The sequence below is a fragment of the Corallococcus sp. CA047B genome (genome assembly GCF_003612065.1).
In the GTDB taxonomy this organism is placed as follows: Bacteria; Myxococcota; Myxococcia; order Myxococcales; family Myxococcaceae; genus Corallococcus; species Corallococcus praedator.
In genome coordinates this window covers 1-16,462 of the sequence record NZ_RAWD01000222.1, presented here as the reverse complement: position 1 = coordinate 16,462, position 16,462 = coordinate 1, and the positions used below count along the sequence as shown (strand labels likewise).

Here is a 16,462-nt window from a genome sequence, read left to right as displayed (position 1 = left end):
GCGGGGGACGTTGTGAGGGCGCGGGCCGTGCTGTCAAGGCACTCCAGCAGGGCCTGTTGCTACGTTCACTTGCCGGATCCAGGCAGGTTTGATTCATGCTGGGGGCATGTCCGCGACCAAGCCCCGCGCCGCATCGATGTACGTCGACCTCGACCGCGACGCGTGGCGGCAGCTGCGGGCCTCCACCCCCCTGACGTTGACGGCGGAGGAGGTGGAGAAGCTGCGGGGCCTGGGCGAGCGGCTGGACATCGACGAGGTGGTGGACGTCTACCTGCCGCTGTCGCGTCTCCTGCACCTGCAGGTGGCGTCGGCGCAGTCGCTGTGGGCGGCGCAGCAGGCGTTCCTGGGATATTCGGGGCGCAAGGTGCCGTTCATCATCGCCATCGCGGGCAGCGTGGCGGTGGGCAAGAGCACCACGGCGCGCATCCTCCAGGCGTTGCTGGCGCGCTGGCCGGATCATCCGCGCGTGGAGCTGGTGACGACGGACGGGTTCCTGTTCCCCAACCGGGTGCTCGCCGAGCGCGGCATCATGAACCGCAAGGGCTTCCCGGAGAGCTACGACAGGCGCGGGCTGGTGCGCTTCCTCGCGGAGCTGAAGGCGGGGAAGGAGGAGGTGACGGCGCCGGTGTACTCGCACCTCGTCTACGACATCGTCCCGGAGGAGGCGCTGGCCATCCGCCAGCCGGACATCCTCATCCTCGAGGGGCTCAACGTCTTGCAGACGGGGTTGGTGGAGGGGGGGCAACTGCCGCAGACGTTCCTGTCGGACTTCTTCGACTTCTCCATCTACGTGGACGCTCTGGAGACGGACATCCGGCACTGGTACGTGGAGCGCTTCCTGCACTTGTGGGAGACGGCGTTCCACGACGAGCGGTCCTTCTTCCGGCGCTTCACGGAGCTGACGCGGGATCAGGCGGTGGCCCGGGCGGCGTCGGTGTGGGCGGAGATCAACGGGCCGAACCTGGCGCAGAACATCGCGCCCACGCGCTCCCGCGCGCGGCTCATCCTGGTGAAGGGCAGCGACCACAAGGTCCGCCGCGTGCGCATGCGCAAGCTGTAGGCGGCAATGGGAAACACAGACATGGCTCCACGAATGGGTTCGCTCTGGGACGCGGTGGGCAACACGCCGCTGCTGCGCATTGGTTCACTCAGCCGGCGGACGGGTTGCGACATCGTCGCCAAGGCGGAGTTCATGAATCCCGGCGGCAGCATCAAGGACCGGGCCGCGAAGGGGATGATCCGGCGCGCGGAGGCGTCCGGGCAGTTGAAGCCCGGGGGAACGATTGTCGAAGGCACGGCGGGCAACACCGGCATCGGCCTGGGTTTGTTGGGGCGCGAGCGGGGCTACCGGGTGGTGGTGACGATGCCGGACAACCAGGCACGGGAGAAATACGAGCTGCTGGAGGCGATGGGCGTGGAGGTGCGGCGCGTGCCGGCGGTGCCCTTCTCCAATCCGTCCCACTTCTTCCATCAGGCGCGCGTGCTGGCGGAGGAGCACGGCTGGGCGTGGATGAACCAGTTCGAGAACACGGCCAACGGTGACTACCACTACGAGACGACGGGCCCTGAAATCTGGGAGCAGGCGGAGGGGAAGGTGGACGTGCTGGTGGCGTCGGTGGGCAGCGGCGGGACGTTGTCCGGGACGAGTCGCTACCTGAAGGAGAAGAACCCGGCGCTGCGCGTGGTGCTGGTGGATCCGCCGGGGTCGGGGCTCTACAGCCAGGTGCGGAGCGGGAAGCTGGAGACGACGGGGAGCTCCATCACGGAAGGCATCGGCATCATGCGGCTGACGGAGAACTTCCGGCAGGCGCGGGTGGACGAGGCGATGCGCCTGGAGGACCAGGACATGCTGGAGATGCTCTACCACCTGGCCCGGGAGGACGCGTTGGTGGTGGGCACCTCCGCGGCCATCAACGTGCGCGCCGCGTGGGAGGTGGCGCGGCAGCACGCGGGACAGGGGCTGCGCATCGTCACGTTCCTGTGTGACCACGGCAGCCGCTATGCCTCCAAGGTGTTCAACCCGGAGTTCCTGGCGTCGAAGCAGCTCACGGTGAAGCCGCTGCCGGTGGGCTGAGACTCCGGGGAGGGAAGGGGACGGGGACACGCTCAAGGAGCGTGTCTGGATGCGCCGTCCCCTTCTGTCACGGAGCTCCCACCCGGCCGCGCTACCGCGGACTACGGCTCCACTGGCCGCTGCGTCTGGTTGGAATCGAGATAATCCCACGGCCAGGAGTCGGCCGACGTGCCCTCCTGCAGGTAGTTCATGGGGTGCGCCGGATTGTATTTGTAGCTCTTCTCCATCTCTCGCTCGAACACGAACATCTGGTAGGCCGTGTACAGGCTGTGCTGGTGGTTCAAGTTGTAGATTCTGGAGGGAAGGGGCGCGACGGCACGGGTGGGCAGCGGCAGCAGTTGGCTCTGCCCATCAATGTAGGCTGGCTTGATCCTCGTCATGACCAGAGGGGTCATCTCATTGAGCAACCGCTCCAGGTCATTGTTCACCGCTTCGTACGTCGCATTGGTGCTCGCGCCGATCTGCCGGTGGTGCTGATGGCTGCTCACCTCGGCGACGTAGAAGTCGCGCAGCGCCTTGAGCGTCCAGGCCTCGCTTCGGGCCCGGAGAATCGTCTCGCGGCAGCCAAGCCCATGCAGCGCCCACTCGTGGGAGATGATCAGGAGCATGCCGCCCGGATGTGAGGTGGCCTGTCCCCTCATCGCGATCAGGACGCGGATCCGCACGTCGCGGGCCATGTCGAACCCGGCGAGGTCCCGGGTGAGCCGGAGGAGCGAAATCCAGGTGCCGCCCGGCGTCGTCGTGTCGGAAGGGTCCCTCACCTCGATGATGCACTGGCCATCGATGCCGTTGGTGGCGGTCGGATGGACCTCGATGATCAACGGGACCGCGGCGCTGGGGCCGGAGAAGGGCTCGATGACGGACTGACGGAAGACGCTCGAACTTTCGAGGATCTGCGTCAGTCGTGGGTAGAGCGCCGTGATCTGCGAGTAGCCCTCGATGAAAGGCCACTCCGTCGCGGGCGACTGCTCGTCCGAGACCTCCGGGGTGGAGGTCGCGGAGCTGCCGCGCCTGGCGCCAGAGCGGTTGCGAACCGCGACCTGGGATGGACCCACGTCCACCTCCATGCCAGGCGAGCCGCGGACCGCGTCGATGGTCTGCCTCAGGTCCAACTGCTCCAGCGGCGACGCCTTCGAGCCCGAAGCCAGCGACTCGCCGCCGAGCTGTGCGTTCAGCAGCCGCTCCTTCCACTCCTGGTTCTTCGCCGGGGCCTTGGAGGCGGGGAAGGCCTTGTCGATCTGCTCGTTCAGGACGGCGGAGTTGCGGCTGCTCTGGGCCGACAACGCGAGCTTCGTGGCCATCTCCCCGAAGGCCCGCGCGGTCTCCTGGTTGGAGGTCATCGCCGCCAGGGCGTTCTTCTGGTTCTGGTCCAGGCCCGTCAGGTTGGCGAAGGGGCTCACCTGACCGAGCGCGGTCAGCAGCGAGCCCACCCCCGTGGGGTCCGGCGCGGCCGGTGCGTTCTGGATGTTGACGATGGGCTGCGGGAGCGAGGTGGGCGTGGTGCTCTGCGGCGTCTGGTAGCGGCTGTCCGTGCTCACCGGGTTGATGGCGGTGGGCTCGTCCGTGGGCGACTGCTCCCATCTCCAGAAGCGCGTGTCATCAATGCGCTCGCAGGCGTTGCAGGCGCCGCGCACGGCCTCCGCGAAGACTCCGGGCGTGGGCACGCTCAGGCGGAAGACGGAGCCCTGGCCCCCTTCGCGCTCGGCCTCCGTCTGGTAGTGCTCCAAGAGCGAGGCATGGGCAATGGCCCCACTGCCGCCCTGGTCCGGGGTGCCCATCTCGTAGGTGGGGTCCAGGTTGAGACCACGGGCCACCGGGAAGACGAGGGAGTTGCCCGCGACCCCCAGCAGCCGGTTCTCCACCAGCGAGGCCAGGGAGCGGCCCAGCACCCCGCGTTGCGCATAGATGGAGTTGAAGTCGTCCTGCGCCAGATGGATGCGGTCCAGCATCATGTACCGACGGTGCGGCGTGATGCCGTGGCACCAGATGGCGTGGTGGTAGTACTCGAGGTTCTCCTGGTTGAGATGGTCCCTGAGCTGCTGGGCCAGCCGTTGATCCTCCTGCCAGGGGTTGCGCTGCTCCTCGGGCTTCATGGGCGTGGGCAGGAAGAGCTGATCCGCGAAGCCGATGTCGTTGCGGATGGCCTGGTCATTCACCAGCGTCCCGCTGAAGTGGGGCGTGCGGTAGCGCAGCGTGCCCCGGTCGAGCACGGCGAAGCTGCCCGACAGGCTCACGCTGGGGGCGCTCAGCCGCAGCCCGACAATCTGGCTGCGCTTGAGGTCCGCGGGGGTGCCGGAGAAGGGCTGCTGGGCCACCCCTGCCTTGAGCGCCTTCAGGTCCGTGGTCCGCGTGGTGCGCACGGAGACGGTCAACGGCCGGCCCGGGGCGTAGTCGGTGAGCAGGGTGCAGTCCAGCCGCAGGTCCTTCACCGTCGTCCCGTTCGCGAGGATGGCCTCGAAGCGAAGCTGCTCGACGAAGTTGCGGGCGAGCGCGGGGGCGTGTTGCGTCTGGAAGGCGCGCTCCCGCTCCTCGATGGAGAGCTTGAGGAACAGGTTGCGGATGCCTTGGATGTCCAGCCCCAGGAAGACGTGGCTCAGGGTGGCCCAGGCGGCCGCGTCAATCGTCCCATCCGCGTGATCCGCCGGACGGCTCAGCGTCAGGCGGAGCTGGAGCTCACCGGAGAACTCCTCGATGGACTCCTCGCTGAAGGGAAGGAACGTCACCGCGCCGGAGGGCTCCACGCGGCGGGGGAAGTCCGTGCCCTGGTAGTTCCGGGCAATGCGCTCCAGCGCGTCGAAGCCCTGACGCAGCTCCCGTCCCCGGGTCGTCTCCGCGGAGTAGAGCAGGTGCTCGGACAGGCACTCGCGCCAGCGCAGGATCTTCGCGTCCGTGAAGAGGCTCATCATCAAGGGGACGAAGAGACACTCCTGGACGTCCACCACCTGCTGCTCGATGACGAAGTGCCGGAGGATTTCGAAGTACTGGATGGTCAGCGCGTGACAGTGGTTGTGGTTGGCCACCACTTCGGTCTGCACGGAGAGTGATTCGCCCTGCTTCGCGCTGGTGACGACGGTGGCGCGCTGGCTGCGCACGGAGGACGTGGCCTGCATGGTGGCGTCACGCAGCCGGTTGTGCAGGCTGGACGTCATGTCGCGGGTGTTGTCCTGCCACGCGGAGGACGTCCCCGAGCCGCCGGAGATGCTGAAGCCGGTCGACAGCCCCACGGCCACGCCGTTCTTGCTGCCGCTGCCAGCGCCCCCCAGGCCGAAGGAGAAGCCTCGCGTCTTGGCCGAGCTGCCACCCCGCATGGACTCCTGGACGGTCCCACTGAGGATTTCGTCGATGTCGCGGTCTCGCGACAGGTTGTGCGTCAGGCCCTCTTCGGCCACCGTGGCCTCGTCGCGCGAGGCCCCGTCCTCCCGGTTCCAGTCGTAGATGACGAGCTGCTTCTTCTGACCGGGGGCCAGCGGCAGGGAGTAGAGCAGGTCTCCCATCGAGTAGCCGTCCGCCTTGAAGGTCTGCTTGAAGTGGAGCACGTGGCCGTGCGCCAGCGAGACGGCTTGATACAGCTCGTAGTCGGTGGCGTCGTCGTCCCAGCGCAGGGGGTTCTTGGTCCCCAGCGTCTGTCGCAAGGTGCGGTGGAGATGACGGGCGTAGCCGACCGGGTCGGAGGTGTCGCCATTCCACTCCCAGGCGGGCGCTTCGCGGATGGGGACGAGCTGGCCGCGCGGGTCCGTGGTGCGCACGATGGCGTAGTGGCTGAACTCCTCCAGCGTCCGGTTGGGGACCGTGAAGTTGACGCAGGAACCACCGATGTCCTGCGAATAGCTGGACTCGTTGGCGACGAGCTCCTCCGTGCCCGGCAGGCGCGGGGTCGGGTCATGGCAGGCGCAGTCGTCTTCACCGCCGCCATCCTCGGCCGTGCTCCCTGTCTCGACGACCAGCAGGGTGAACGCGGGGAACGTGCCATCCGCGTTGAGCGCGATGGGCAGTTCCTCCTCGGGACGGGAGGAGACCACCGCGTGGGCCCCGAGGAATGGCGCGTTGGGGACCACCACGGAGAAGTTGCCGCTGCTGTGCGTGGTGACCGCGGCGAGGGAAATCTTGAGAGGGGTGCTCGTCCCGTCTCCTCGCAGGGCCTGGAAGAGGATCTGCTGCCGCTTCAGCGCCCTGCCCGTGGGGTCCACCAGGCGTCCCTTGAGGACACGGGTGGCTGACGCGGCACTGGAGCCTGGGACGAGGACGATGGGCGAGAACGGCTCCACCTGCACCTTCACCAACGCCAGCTTGGCCGCCTGGCTCACGGTGAGGTGCGTGGGAGAGATGAGTCGGGTGGGCAGGCCGTTGGGGGTGCGCACCACGAAGGTGAGGGGGCTGGTGGAGAAGCGGCCGGTGACGGCGAGCTCCAGTTGGAAGGCGCCCGTGGGGCCCAGCAGGCGCTCCTGGTGGATGGGCGTGACCTCGCTGTCTCCGGCGATGGTGTCCGGACAGGAGACCTCCAGGGTGTACCCCGAGACGGAGCCGGCGGAGCTCTCCACCGCGCCCAGGACGGAGATGAACTCCACCTCCTGTTTCGGCGCGGCCGCGGTGACCAGGCGGGTCTGCTGAGAGGCCTCCAGCGTGGCCCGGGAAGCCGACGCAGGCTCCATGGTCGCCGTGACCTGCGTGCGCGGGGCCACCTTCACCGCGGGAGCGCGCGCGGGCAACTGGAGGATGACGAGCCGGTTCGCTTCCGCGGACTTGCTCTCCGCGACCAGCACCGCATTCAGCGCGGCCTTGTCGGCGAACGTGTGCTCCACGACGGGGGTCCCCGCGAGGAGGACATGGAGCGAAAGGGGGAAGGGAAGCGCGGAGGCAGTGATCTTCTGGAAGAAGAACCCACCCTGAGGGCTGGTGATCTCCGCGGTGAAGAGAGGCGCGTTGGGCGTCTGGCCCAGCACCAACGTGCAGGCTTCCAGGCTGCTGGGTTCCGAGGTCTCTAGCTGTCCATAAAGTTTCATTGGCGCATGAATTATTTCCGGCGCGCACGGGAAAAGACACAGCAATTTGTGCTCAAATGAATTTTTCAAAGCGTGAGAAATGTCTCAAGCAGGCTCTTCCTGGGGCATCCACGCCCGGTTTATGCGGTGTCAGCCATCTGTTCCACACAGCGTGAATGTGATTGACCTCCGGACACCTTGAGTCGCTCGATTTCCAAGGAGGTCTGGTGATTCGCCGCCAGAAGAGAGCCATCGAGAAGCGCGTCCGGTCGTCTATGCTGCGTGGCCTCTTTCTCCTTCGTGGAGCTTCGATGATGCGCACTCGGCTGGGTCTCTTGGCGTTGCTGTTCGTCGTGGTGCCCGTGATGGCGGTGGCCCAGGAGCCGGCGGCGCCCGTGGCGGTGGCCTCCAGTGACGAGGCGACGCATCAGGCGCTGCGCGCCATCAAGCAGGACATGGAGGACGCGCTCAACAAGCAGGACCTGGAGCGGCTGCTGTCGCACCTGCACCCGGACGTCGTGTTCTCCACGATGAACAACGATGTTCGCGTGGGCAAGGACTCCATCCGCGCCTACTACGCGCAGATGCTGGGCGGTCCGAACAGCGTCGTGAAGAAGGTGACGGCGAAGTTCGACGTCGATGCGCTCACCCGGCTGTATGGCAACGCGGGCGTCGCCTATGGCTCGTCGCTGGACCACTACGAACTGAGCGACGGCAGCGACATCGTCATTAACGGCCGGTGGACCTGCACGCTGGTGAAGGAGGGGGACCGCTGGCTCATCGCCGCTTTCCACTACTCCACCAACGTGTTCGACAATCCCCTGCTCACCAAGGTGAAGAACGCCGCGATGGGCTTCGGGGCCCTCGTCGCCGTCGGCGCCCTCGCGGTGGGCTTCTTCCTCGGCCGCCGGGGCCGCCGGTCCGCGACGGCCTGAGCCGCGGCTGTCAGCTCGCCACCTGCGCCGGGGCCGTCAGCGCCTGGGACTGTTCGCGTGGCAGGAGCACGAAGCCACTGAACCAGGCGAAGCTGTTGGAGACGAAGACGCCGCACAGCGCGAAGCCGCGCAGCACGTCCAGCAGGACGGCCCGCTCGGAGCTGTCCACCGGAAGGGCGTTGGCACCGGTGAGCGGCGCGCTTGGGGCGGAGTCAGACATGTCTCCAGCAGATGCCCGCGTCCTCCTCGCGTCATTGCGTGCACCCGCCCGCCTTCACGGCCGCACCCGGGTGATGCTCCCGCATCCCAAGCGTTCAGGAGGTCCTGAGCGCGGTGGACTGACGCAGGAAGGGCATCCTCCGCGGCAGCTTCTTCGCCCAGAAGGACTCGACCGAACGGTGGAAGAGGCGGAGCAGTGGTGCTCCAGGCCTGCCTTCCAGCGCGGCCAGCTCCACGGCGGACCGGTCGAGCAGCGCCCGCGCTCGCAGGTACTCCGTGAGCGCCCAGGCCCGCCCCGCTTCGGAGGTGAGCAGCGAGTCGAAGTCCGCCGGGTCATGCCCCCCGGCGCGCGCTTCGGCGGCGACGTCGGCGGGCACGTTGAAGAGCCCCTGCGCCAGGTCCTCGCGCAGGTCGCGCATCACCGAACACCAGCCCAGCGCCGCGAGCAGGGAAGGGGCGTCGTCCGCATGCACCCGCGCATCCGCGACGTGCAGCATCAGCTCCACCGACAGGCGGAACGTGGCCACGTGCTGTGCCTGGAGCGTCGCCGCGTCCGACCAGCGTCCGTCCCGCACCCGCTCGCGGTCCTTGCGCATCGTACGCACCAGCTCGAGCACCTGCGCTCGGGCCCGGTCATCCGACAGCTCCGTGAGCAGGGCCCGGCCCAGCGTGGTCGCGGTGTCATGGAACTCGAACGACGCTCCCGGGACGAGGGGCGCGCTCGTTTCAAGCCGCACGAGGAGCGCGTCGATGTGCTCCAGTGGCTCGCCTTCGACAGGCCGGTCTCCGTCCAGCACGTCGTCCACCAGTTGGAGGAAGCAGAAGCCCGCCCGCGCCCTGCGGGCCTTGCGCCAGCGCCCCACGGACTGCTGGTACAGCGCCAGCGCGATGAGCCCATAACGCGGGTGCCGGCGTGTGAAGCGGTACAGCTCCCTCGCGCAGAGGGCTTCCACCCGCACGGCTTCGAGGAAGCCCGCTTCCCGGGCTCGGGGCTCCACGACGCGCCACGTGCCCCACGCCAGCAGCGCGCCCGCGAACACGTCCACCAGGTGGTGCTCGTGGATGAACAGCGTGGAGGCCGCGATGGCCAGCGCCCAGAGCGCGAACACCGCCCGGGCCAACGGTCCGGAACGCTCGCGGTAGGCCAGCGCCGCCGTGCACGCGAAGGCGACGTGGAGCGAGGGCAGGTAGTTGCGCTCCAGGTTCATCGTGTCCGCGAGGTGGAAGACCTGCGTCCAATCCCCCGTGACGGCGCGCGGCGGCCACGCGACCTCGACTGGAAGCACGAGGAAGCACAGCGCGCCCACGACGGTCTGAGCGCACAGCGCCAGCGCGAAGGGGAGCATCTGCCGCCACGTCCGGAAGATGAACAGCGACAGCAACAACAGCACATCCATGCTCACGTAGACGGCGGCCCAGCCGGGGATGAAAGGGATGTGCTGCTCGAAGGGCAGGTCCACGCGCAGGCCGCCGGGATAGAAGCCCGTCACCCAGCTCGCGCCCCCGTAGACCATCAGGAAGAACAGCGCGAAGCCGCACGCGAGCGCACCCGTGCGTTTCAATTCGCCAGACGTCGGCCAACCGAAGAGCGCCGTGGAACCACTCATGGCGTCTTCTCCGGGAACGGACGCGGTCCCCTCCACATCTGGAGCCAGATGCGCAGGAACCCCGGACGCGGGACGCCCTCATCCACGTAGCGGCCCAGGTAGAGCCAGGGCACCTGGGGATGCGTGTGGTGGGCGCGATGGTAGTGATAGTTGAGGAACACCCAGCGCACAGGCGCGGCGACCCGCAGGTCCCACGCTCCCTCGCGCACGTCCAGCGGTGACCACGCATGGTCCGCGTACTGGAGCGAACTCCAGTTCACCGCGAACGCCGCGTAGCACAGCGCCCATCCGGCCAGCGTCAGGTCCAGCGCGTACGCCAGCCCCACCTGCACGGCCACCGTCCCCAGCACCTCGGCGCGGATGATGGCGCCCGGTGCCTCCTCCAGCCGCCCCAGGTACGCATCCGCGCCGGTCTGCTCCCCATAGCGCGTGCCCGGTCCGCGCAGCCGCTTCAACAACCCCGGCGCGAGCGCGAACACCAGCGCCCCCACCGGCACGAACACCCAGTAGATGCCGGTGAGGATGGCGTACCACTGAGCACGCTTGAGCCAGCGGTGATCGCCCGGCCGCAGGTAGTCGAACTGCTCGCGGTCCGTGCGGTTGTGTCGGTGGTGCGTCAGGTGGAAGGCCCGCTGCAACGTGAACGACGTCGGGAAGAACGTCGCCGCCAGTCTCCCGAGCCCGTTGTTCACGCTTCTCGCCGGATGCAGCACGCCGTGCGTCGCCTCATGCAGCAGCGAGAACACCGTGTTGTTCACGTACGAGAAGACCCCCGCCGCCACCAGCCGCACCGCGAGCGCCTCCGCGTGCGACGCCGTCCACAGGCACAGGGCCCCCGCGCCCATCGCCGCGACGAGCAGGGTCGCGTTGAGCGCGGCCGGGATGGGCGGGGCGTCATCGGAGCGCATCGGCCGGGTCCTCGGGCAGCCCGATGGCGAAGTCGATCAACTGGCGCATCACCGGATCCGCTGTCGCCGTGGCGACGTTGAAGCGCATCCCGTCCAGCACGGACAGGTCGCGGCGCAGGAACGACGTGTAGAGCCACCGCGACACCTTGAGCGCCAGCGCCGTCGCGCCCGGAACCCGCCCGCGCCGCGCGGCGACGGCCAACCGCACCGACACCCCCTCCGGCACCGGAGTCAGGCCCGCGAGCAACAACCCCCTCGCGCGGCCCAGGTCGCTCCGCACCGACATCAACGTGCCCCCGTGCAGCGTGAGCGTCACGCGGATGTGATTGCCCGACAGCGCCTTCATCAGCCGGTCACTCGCGCCGGTGCCGATGACCCGCGACGTGTAGCGCAGCCGCAGCGTGAATGGATCCGGCGTGTCCAGCGTGGGCACGTCCCTCAGTTCGCGGTGGTGCACCGTGCGCAGGTGTTCCAGATCGAACGAATTCGCCACGAGCGGCAGCCAGGGACAGCGCACCGTCACCGGCGGGCCCACGTTCCACACGTGCTCCGGGCCCCCCACGTCGGGAGGAGGGAAGAGCGCCGTGGGGCCGCTGAAGACCAGCAGCGCGCCGAAGCGCTCCTCCACCGGGAAGGCCTGGGGACCCGGCAGGTGGGAGACGTCCTTGCGACCTGGCACGGCGCGGCACCGGCCCGCCCCGTCGAAACTCCAGTGGTGCAGGGGACAGCGCAACAGCTCGCCCTGGACGGTGCCGTGCTTCAGGTGGGCCCCCAGGTGGGGACAGTGCGCCTCCAGCGCGTGCACCTGACCCGTCTGGCTCCGGAACATCACCAACTCGCGCCCGCCCACCTGGACGCCCCTCGCCTGCCCCCGCCGCAGGGACGCGGAAGGACCCACGAGGTACCAGGCGCGGGGACGCACGGGCCCGGGGAGGCGCGCCGCATCCCCCCCGGCCGGTACAGGAACAGCCATGGTGCTGGACCCTAGCGGACCCGGTGTCCCCAGGGCCACGGGGGGTTGGTGGAGTGGTAGCTTTACGCTCGGGTTCCTGTTTAGTCAGGACGCTGGCGGAACCGGGCGCGTCGTCCGAAGCGGAGCGGGTCCGGGAAGGGAAGGCGACATGGCAGGCGAAACGGCGGGCAGCGGACGGGGCGGCACGTTGCGAGGCGGCACGCTCCAGGTGGTGCAGACCCTGGCGGCGCAGGGCGAACCGGAGCGCGCGGCGCAGCTCTACGAGGAGCTGGGGGCCGCGCAGCGCGAGCGTCTGCGCAAGGAGGCCTCGCAGGGCACGGCGAAGGAGCGCCACTGGCTGGTGGACGTGCTGCGCCGGGCGCGCGACTTCACGGGCGCGGCGCGGCTGCTCGACGGCAGCGGCGACGACGTGAACGTGGCGGACCTGTACGCGCAAGGCGGTCAGCACGTGGCGGCGGCGGAGGCGTACCTGCGCGCGGGCGAGGTGGAGCGCGCCGCGGCGGCCTTCGAGCGGGGTGGGGCGCTGGAGCGCGCGCTGGAGGTGTACCGGGGCCTGGGCGCCACCGAGTCCATGGCGCACTGCCTGGTCCGCCTGGGCCGCCACTTCGAGGCCGCGGACCTCTACCAGAAGCTGGGACAGGCGCACGCGGAGGCCGAGGCCCTGGGCGGCGTGCTCGCGGAGGACCCGCGCTACGTCGAAGCAGTGCTGCGCACCTGCAAGGTGCTGGACGCGGGAGGCTTCACGCACCGGGCGCTCGCGGTGCTGGCGGACGCGCTGAGCAGCTCTGAATTGCTGCGCGTGGATCCGGTGCTCGTCACGGAGAAGGCGCGGCTGTTGCGGCGCATGGGATTGGACGTGGAGGCGGAGGCGCTCCTGGCGCGGCTGGCCGCGGGCGCGTCCGTGCCGGAGGCCAGCGGCTACCGCTTCCTCAAGGCCATTCCCATCTTCGGTGAGCTGCCGCTGGAGGACATGAAGGACCTGTACCGGCTGGCGCGGCCCGTGGCGGCGTCGCCGGGCACGGTGCTGCTGGAGAAGGGCGCTCCCGGCACCGGGCTGCTGGTGTTGCTGGAGGGCTCGGTGGATGTCTTCAGCGGCAACGAGTCCAACGCACGGCTCCTCAACACGCTGGGGCCGGGATCGCACCTGGGGGAGATCTCCCTCGTGCAGGACGGCCCGGTGTCCGCGAACGTGCGGGCGAAGACGTCGGTGCGTGCGCTGCGCATCACCCGCGAGAGCTTCCAGCACTTCCTCGCCACGCATGACACGGCGTCGCTGCACATCTACCGGCTCTTCACGCAGAGCCTCGCGGCGCGCGTGCGGGCGCTGAGCGGCTGAAGGCTTCTCGCGGTGGGGGCGTGCCTGCTCCCCCGGCTTGAGGGGAAGCACACCCGGCGGGAGGGAGCGCTGGGAGTGCTTCCGTTTCTCCCGAAGGAAGCAGGCGAGCGTGATGAGGGGGGCCTGTCAGGGTCACCCGGCCGCCCCCATCCTCCAAGCTGGACCTCCTGCTTGGAAGGACGCCCCATGGCTTCGATCGCCGCACTGAAGACCCAGGCTCGCGCGAACTGGCGCATGTGGTTGGTGCTTGCCTCCACGCCCATCGCTTCGCTGCCGCTCCTGGGCGTCAGTGGTTCGAGGCGCAGGAGGATTGGACTCTTCGCCCATGTGGCCTCGGGGGCCATCGGGCTGGGCATCCTGTCGCTGGCCTTCATGGGCCTGGGCCGCATCCCGAAGGGGCCCGGTCGCTTGTCAGGCAAGAAGGCGTGGAACCGGGCACCCAAGGACTTCCCCATCTCCGGCTCGATGGTGCCGGATGAGTTCTCCGCGTCGATGGCCTCCGGACACTGAAGCAGGAGGCTTCAGGGGCGCCGTTCGATGCCAATCGAGACCGAGGGTCCGGTGAGGGCATTCCCGGTGCCGTCGGAGAGCGAGACGATGCCCAGGCTCGCGGAGAGCACGGTGGTGCCGGCGCCGCCGTTGCCCTTGAGGAAGCTGCGCACGCCGAGTTCACCGAAGTTCCAGCCGCTGGCCGAGCCACCGCCCGCGCCGAAGAGGGACAGGCTGGGGGTGAGCGGCACCTGGACCTCGCCACGTCCGGAGCCGAAGCGGAACTGGTTGTCGCGCGAGAGGATGGAGGAGCTCCACGCGAGGTGGAACCCGTCGAGCGCCCCCAGCCGCAGCACCTGTTGGATGGACGGTCCGGCGTTGGATTCGCAGACGTTCTTGCCTTCGACTTCCTGGTACGTGTCCGGGTCGAGTTCGGGGAAGCACGCCTTCTGGCCGAACAGCGCCCCCGCGCCAATGCCCACTTCGAGGAAGTCGGTGGCGTAGGCGACGGCGACGTAGGCGGCGCCCGGCGTGTGGCGCAGGCCGGTGCCCAGACCGAAGCCTACCGGTTCGAGCTGGGCGCTCAGCACCACGGGGCTCTCTCCCGGCCGCCACGCGACGAAGGCGTCCAGCAGCAACCCGCCCGCGCGCGCGGAGCGCCCCAACCGGGTCGTCGCATCCAGCGCGAGGAACGGCCGGGCGTGGAAGCCGTAGCGCAGGTGCGGCACGCCGGGTTCGGGGAAGAAGAGTCGCGCCGTCACGGGCGCATCGGTGACGACGGCGGTGTCTCCCACGCGCACGCTCTCGCCCCGTCCCAGACGCGCGAGGGCGGAGTCCTCGCGGGACACGACGACCTCCAGCACCACCTCGCGGGCGTCCTGGGTGCGGACCCGGACGTGGGCGCCTTCGTGCACGCCCGCAGCGTCTCCGCTGGAGAGCGTCACGTCGCCATCCTTCACGGCGGTGACGGTCAGCCGCTGTGCCGCCGCGGGAGGTGTGGACGGCGGAGCGGGGGGAGGGGGCGCATTGGTGACGACGGTGAGGTCGCGCGCCGAGCCCAGCGCGGAGGCCAGTGAGTCGGGCTGGGGCTGCTCGGGCGTGGCGAGGGAGAAGGCGTGGGCCTCTTCGCGCTGCTCGATGGCGAGGAGCGACTGGTTGACGATGACGAGCCGCACGAAGCGCCGGCCCTCCTCGACGCGCCGCACGAGTTGGGGCGTGGCTCCGTCGAGCTTGAGCACGGCGATGCCACCGCGTCCGAGCGCGGCGTAGGTCACGCCCTGGTGCGCGACGGCATCCAGGACGGGGCCCAGGCCCAGGGTCTCCGCGGCGCGGGAGACAGGGGAGGCGGGGGCCTGGGCGACGATGGCGGAGGCGAGGAGGGTGGGAAGGAGCATGGCGAGGGGCTCTATAGCGCTCCCACCCTCCACCGTCCCTGGACTCTGGGTGACGTCTACTCGACGAGGAGCCGTTTCACGGGGGCCGGGTCCACGGCCACCATCAGCGGACGGGTGAAGTTGCTGAAGGACACCAGCGCCTGGCCCGGGGCGAGCCGGGAGACACGGTTCCACAGGCTCTCGTCGATGCTGCCCACGGTCTTCTGCATCCGGCTGATGACGGCGCCGTCGGTGATCTTGTGGATGATGAAGTTGTTGAGCAGGCCCAGCACCTCGTTGGGCAGGTGCTGCGGAAGCTGGGTGACGAAGACGAGCCCCAGCCACCGCTTGCGGCCCCGCTTCGCGATGCGCGCCACCTGTTCAAACAGCACCGGCATCTGCGTGATGCGGCTGGCGGACAGGAACTCGTGGGCCTCCTCGATGATGATGAGCACCGGAGTGACCTCGCCACCCTCGCGGTTGGCTTTTTCGTAGGAGAGTTCCTGTCGCTCCTGGAGGCCGCGCAGGATGTCCGCGATGACCAGGTTGTTGAGCACCGGCGAGTCCGTGTCCGACAGGTCGATGACGGACACACGACCGGGTGAGAGCATCGCGTCGTAATTCACACCCTCGGTGCCGGCCATGTCGAAGATGTTGAGGCGATTGAGGCGGCCCACCTTGCTCGCCAACGCCCTCCAGCTGATCAGGTTTCGGCTGGGCTGGGCTCGCACCTGTTGCATGACCTTCTTCGGGTCGGTCTTGAACACGCTCTTCAGCGGGAGCCCCTTTGACGAGAGGCTGGCAGAAGCCTCCTCCTCGTCCGCGGTGTCGCTGTCGTCCCTTTCGGCGGACCTCCCTCGGGAAGCGGACCGAGACCTGGGCCGGCCGTCGCTTCTTCCCTCATCGCTCAGGACGTAGAGATAGGCATTCACGACGTCCAGGAGGTGCTGGATGGTCATTTGCGGGTAGCCTGTCGCCATTTCGTCCACTTCCAGCGCCTCCCTGCGCTGGTCCTCGGTGGTCGGGAAGATCTTGAAGTCTTCCAACAAGACCTTCGTGACGTCGTAGGCCTTGAGGAAGCGCTCCTGCTGGGCGTCCGACATGTCGAGGATCTCCGCCAGCGCGTACGGCGACAGGCTGGAGAAGTTCAGCGAAAAACGGTGCAGAGGCTTGTGCTGTGGGTTGCGGGTCTCGCGACCGACGAGGTGATGGACATGCAGTTCCTTCACGCCTTCGGGCTGCTTGCCCCTGCGCTTGAGGGCTTCGAGCATCGCCGGGTGGGTCGTGGGCTTGTTCACGTGCGTGTACTCACCCTCCACGTCGAAGACGATGGTGGCGATGCCCGACTGCTGCGCGCGGTGGATGAGCGTCGCCACCGTGGTGGACTTTCCACCTCCCGTCGTCCCGATGATGCCGGTGTGCCGTGGGAGCACGGCCTTGTCCCGGGGATTGAGGCGGGCCTCCATCTTCTCGTAGCCCACCACGGAGCCAATGCTCAGCTCGCCCCCTACGCCCAGGACCTTGGCACTCTCCTGCTCATCCAGGATGAAGACGGGGCTCTGGGGGCGG

The 16,462-nt window shown here is 68.7% G+C and carries 12 protein-coding genes; 5 read left to right on the top strand and 7 right to left on the bottom strand.

All coding sequences use genetic code 11. From position 1 onward, the window contains the following. Positions 1-106: 106 nt before the first annotated feature. Together coaA and D7X74_RS28355 are read left to right on the top strand one after the other, a co-directional pair. The gene (gene coaA / locus D7X74_RS28360; protein WP_120536129.1) at positions 107-1,060 is read left to right on the top strand and encodes a type I pantothenate kinase; all 954 of its coding nucleotides are present in this window, start codon (positions 107-109) and stop codon (positions 1,058-1,060) included. A gap of 21 nt (positions 1,061-1,081) precedes the next feature. Beyond that, positions 1,082-2,074 carry a cysteine synthase A gene (locus tag D7X74_RS28355; RefSeq protein WP_120536128.1) on the top strand — a complete coding sequence of 331 codons (993 nt, stop codon included), beginning with the start codon at positions 1,082-1,084 and terminating at the stop codon, positions 2,072-2,074. A gap of 101 nt (positions 2,075-2,175) precedes the next feature. Here the strand turns inward: D7X74_RS28355 and D7X74_RS28350 are convergent, their stop codons facing one another. Beyond that, positions 2,176-7,074, bottom strand: coding sequence for a hypothetical protein (locus D7X74_RS28350; protein ID WP_120536127.1), 4,899 nt, complete (start codon positions 7,072-7,074; stop codon positions 2,176-2,178). A gap of 290 nt (positions 7,075-7,364) precedes the next feature. Between D7X74_RS28350 and D7X74_RS28345 the strand changes: the two genes are divergently transcribed. Next, complete coding sequence (locus tag D7X74_RS28345; protein ID WP_120536126.1) at positions 7,365-7,988, top strand: SgcJ/EcaC family oxidoreductase; 624 nt, start codon at positions 7,365-7,367, stop codon at positions 7,986-7,988. A 10-nt stretch (positions 7,989-7,998) separates the two neighbouring features. Here the strand turns inward: D7X74_RS28345 and D7X74_RS28340 are convergent, their stop codons facing one another. The 4 genes from D7X74_RS28340 to D7X74_RS28325 form a co-directional block, all read right to left on the bottom strand. Continuing rightward, positions 7,999-8,208 carry a hypothetical protein gene (locus D7X74_RS28340; RefSeq protein WP_370450813.1) on the bottom strand — a complete coding sequence of 70 codons (210 nt, stop codon included), beginning with the start codon at positions 8,206-8,208 and terminating at the stop codon, positions 7,999-8,001. A gap of 94 nt (positions 8,209-8,302) precedes the next feature. Next, a complete protein-coding gene (locus D7X74_RS28335) occupies positions 8,303-9,814 on the bottom strand; it encodes a phosphatase PAP2 family protein (protein ID WP_120536125.1) in 1,512 nt (503 codons plus the stop codon). Further along, positions 9,811-10,722 (bottom strand): fatty acid desaturase, encoded by a 912-nt coding sequence (locus tag D7X74_RS28330; RefSeq protein WP_120536124.1) that lies wholly within the window; start codon positions 10,720-10,722, stop codon positions 9,811-9,813. Before D7X74_RS28330 ends, D7X74_RS28335 begins: the two co-directional genes overlap by 4 nt. Then, positions 10,709-11,695 (bottom strand): Rieske 2Fe-2S domain-containing protein, encoded by a 987-nt coding sequence (locus tag D7X74_RS28325; RefSeq protein ID WP_120536123.1) that lies wholly within the window; start codon positions 11,693-11,695, stop codon positions 10,709-10,711. The genes D7X74_RS28330 and D7X74_RS28325 overlap by 14 nt, the downstream gene beginning before the upstream one ends. Positions 11,696-11,843: 148 nt before the next feature. On the opposite strand from D7X74_RS28325, the gene D7X74_RS28320 reads away from it, so the two are divergent. Further along, a complete protein-coding gene (locus tag D7X74_RS28320; protein WP_120536122.1) occupies positions 11,844-13,031 on the top strand; it encodes a cyclic nucleotide-binding domain-containing protein in 1,188 nt (395 codons plus the stop codon). Between the two features lie 186 nt (positions 13,032-13,217). Further along, on the top strand, positions 13,218-13,541 hold the full coding sequence (locus tag D7X74_RS28315; protein WP_120536121.1) for a hypothetical protein: 324 nt from the start codon (positions 13,218-13,220) through the stop codon (positions 13,539-13,541). Positions 13,542-13,552: 11 nt separating this feature from the next. Here D7X74_RS28315 and D7X74_RS28310 read toward each other — a convergent pair whose 3' ends face one another. Then, positions 13,553-14,914: a hypothetical protein gene (locus D7X74_RS28310; protein ID WP_120536120.1), complete on the bottom strand. Its 1,362-nt coding sequence runs from the start codon at positions 14,912-14,914 to the stop codon at positions 13,553-13,555. A gap of 56 nt (positions 14,915-14,970) precedes the next feature. After that, a partial coding sequence (locus D7X74_RS28305) for an ATP-binding protein (protein ID WP_147446701.1) occupies positions 14,971-16,462 on the bottom strand: 1,492 nt, incomplete at its 5' end.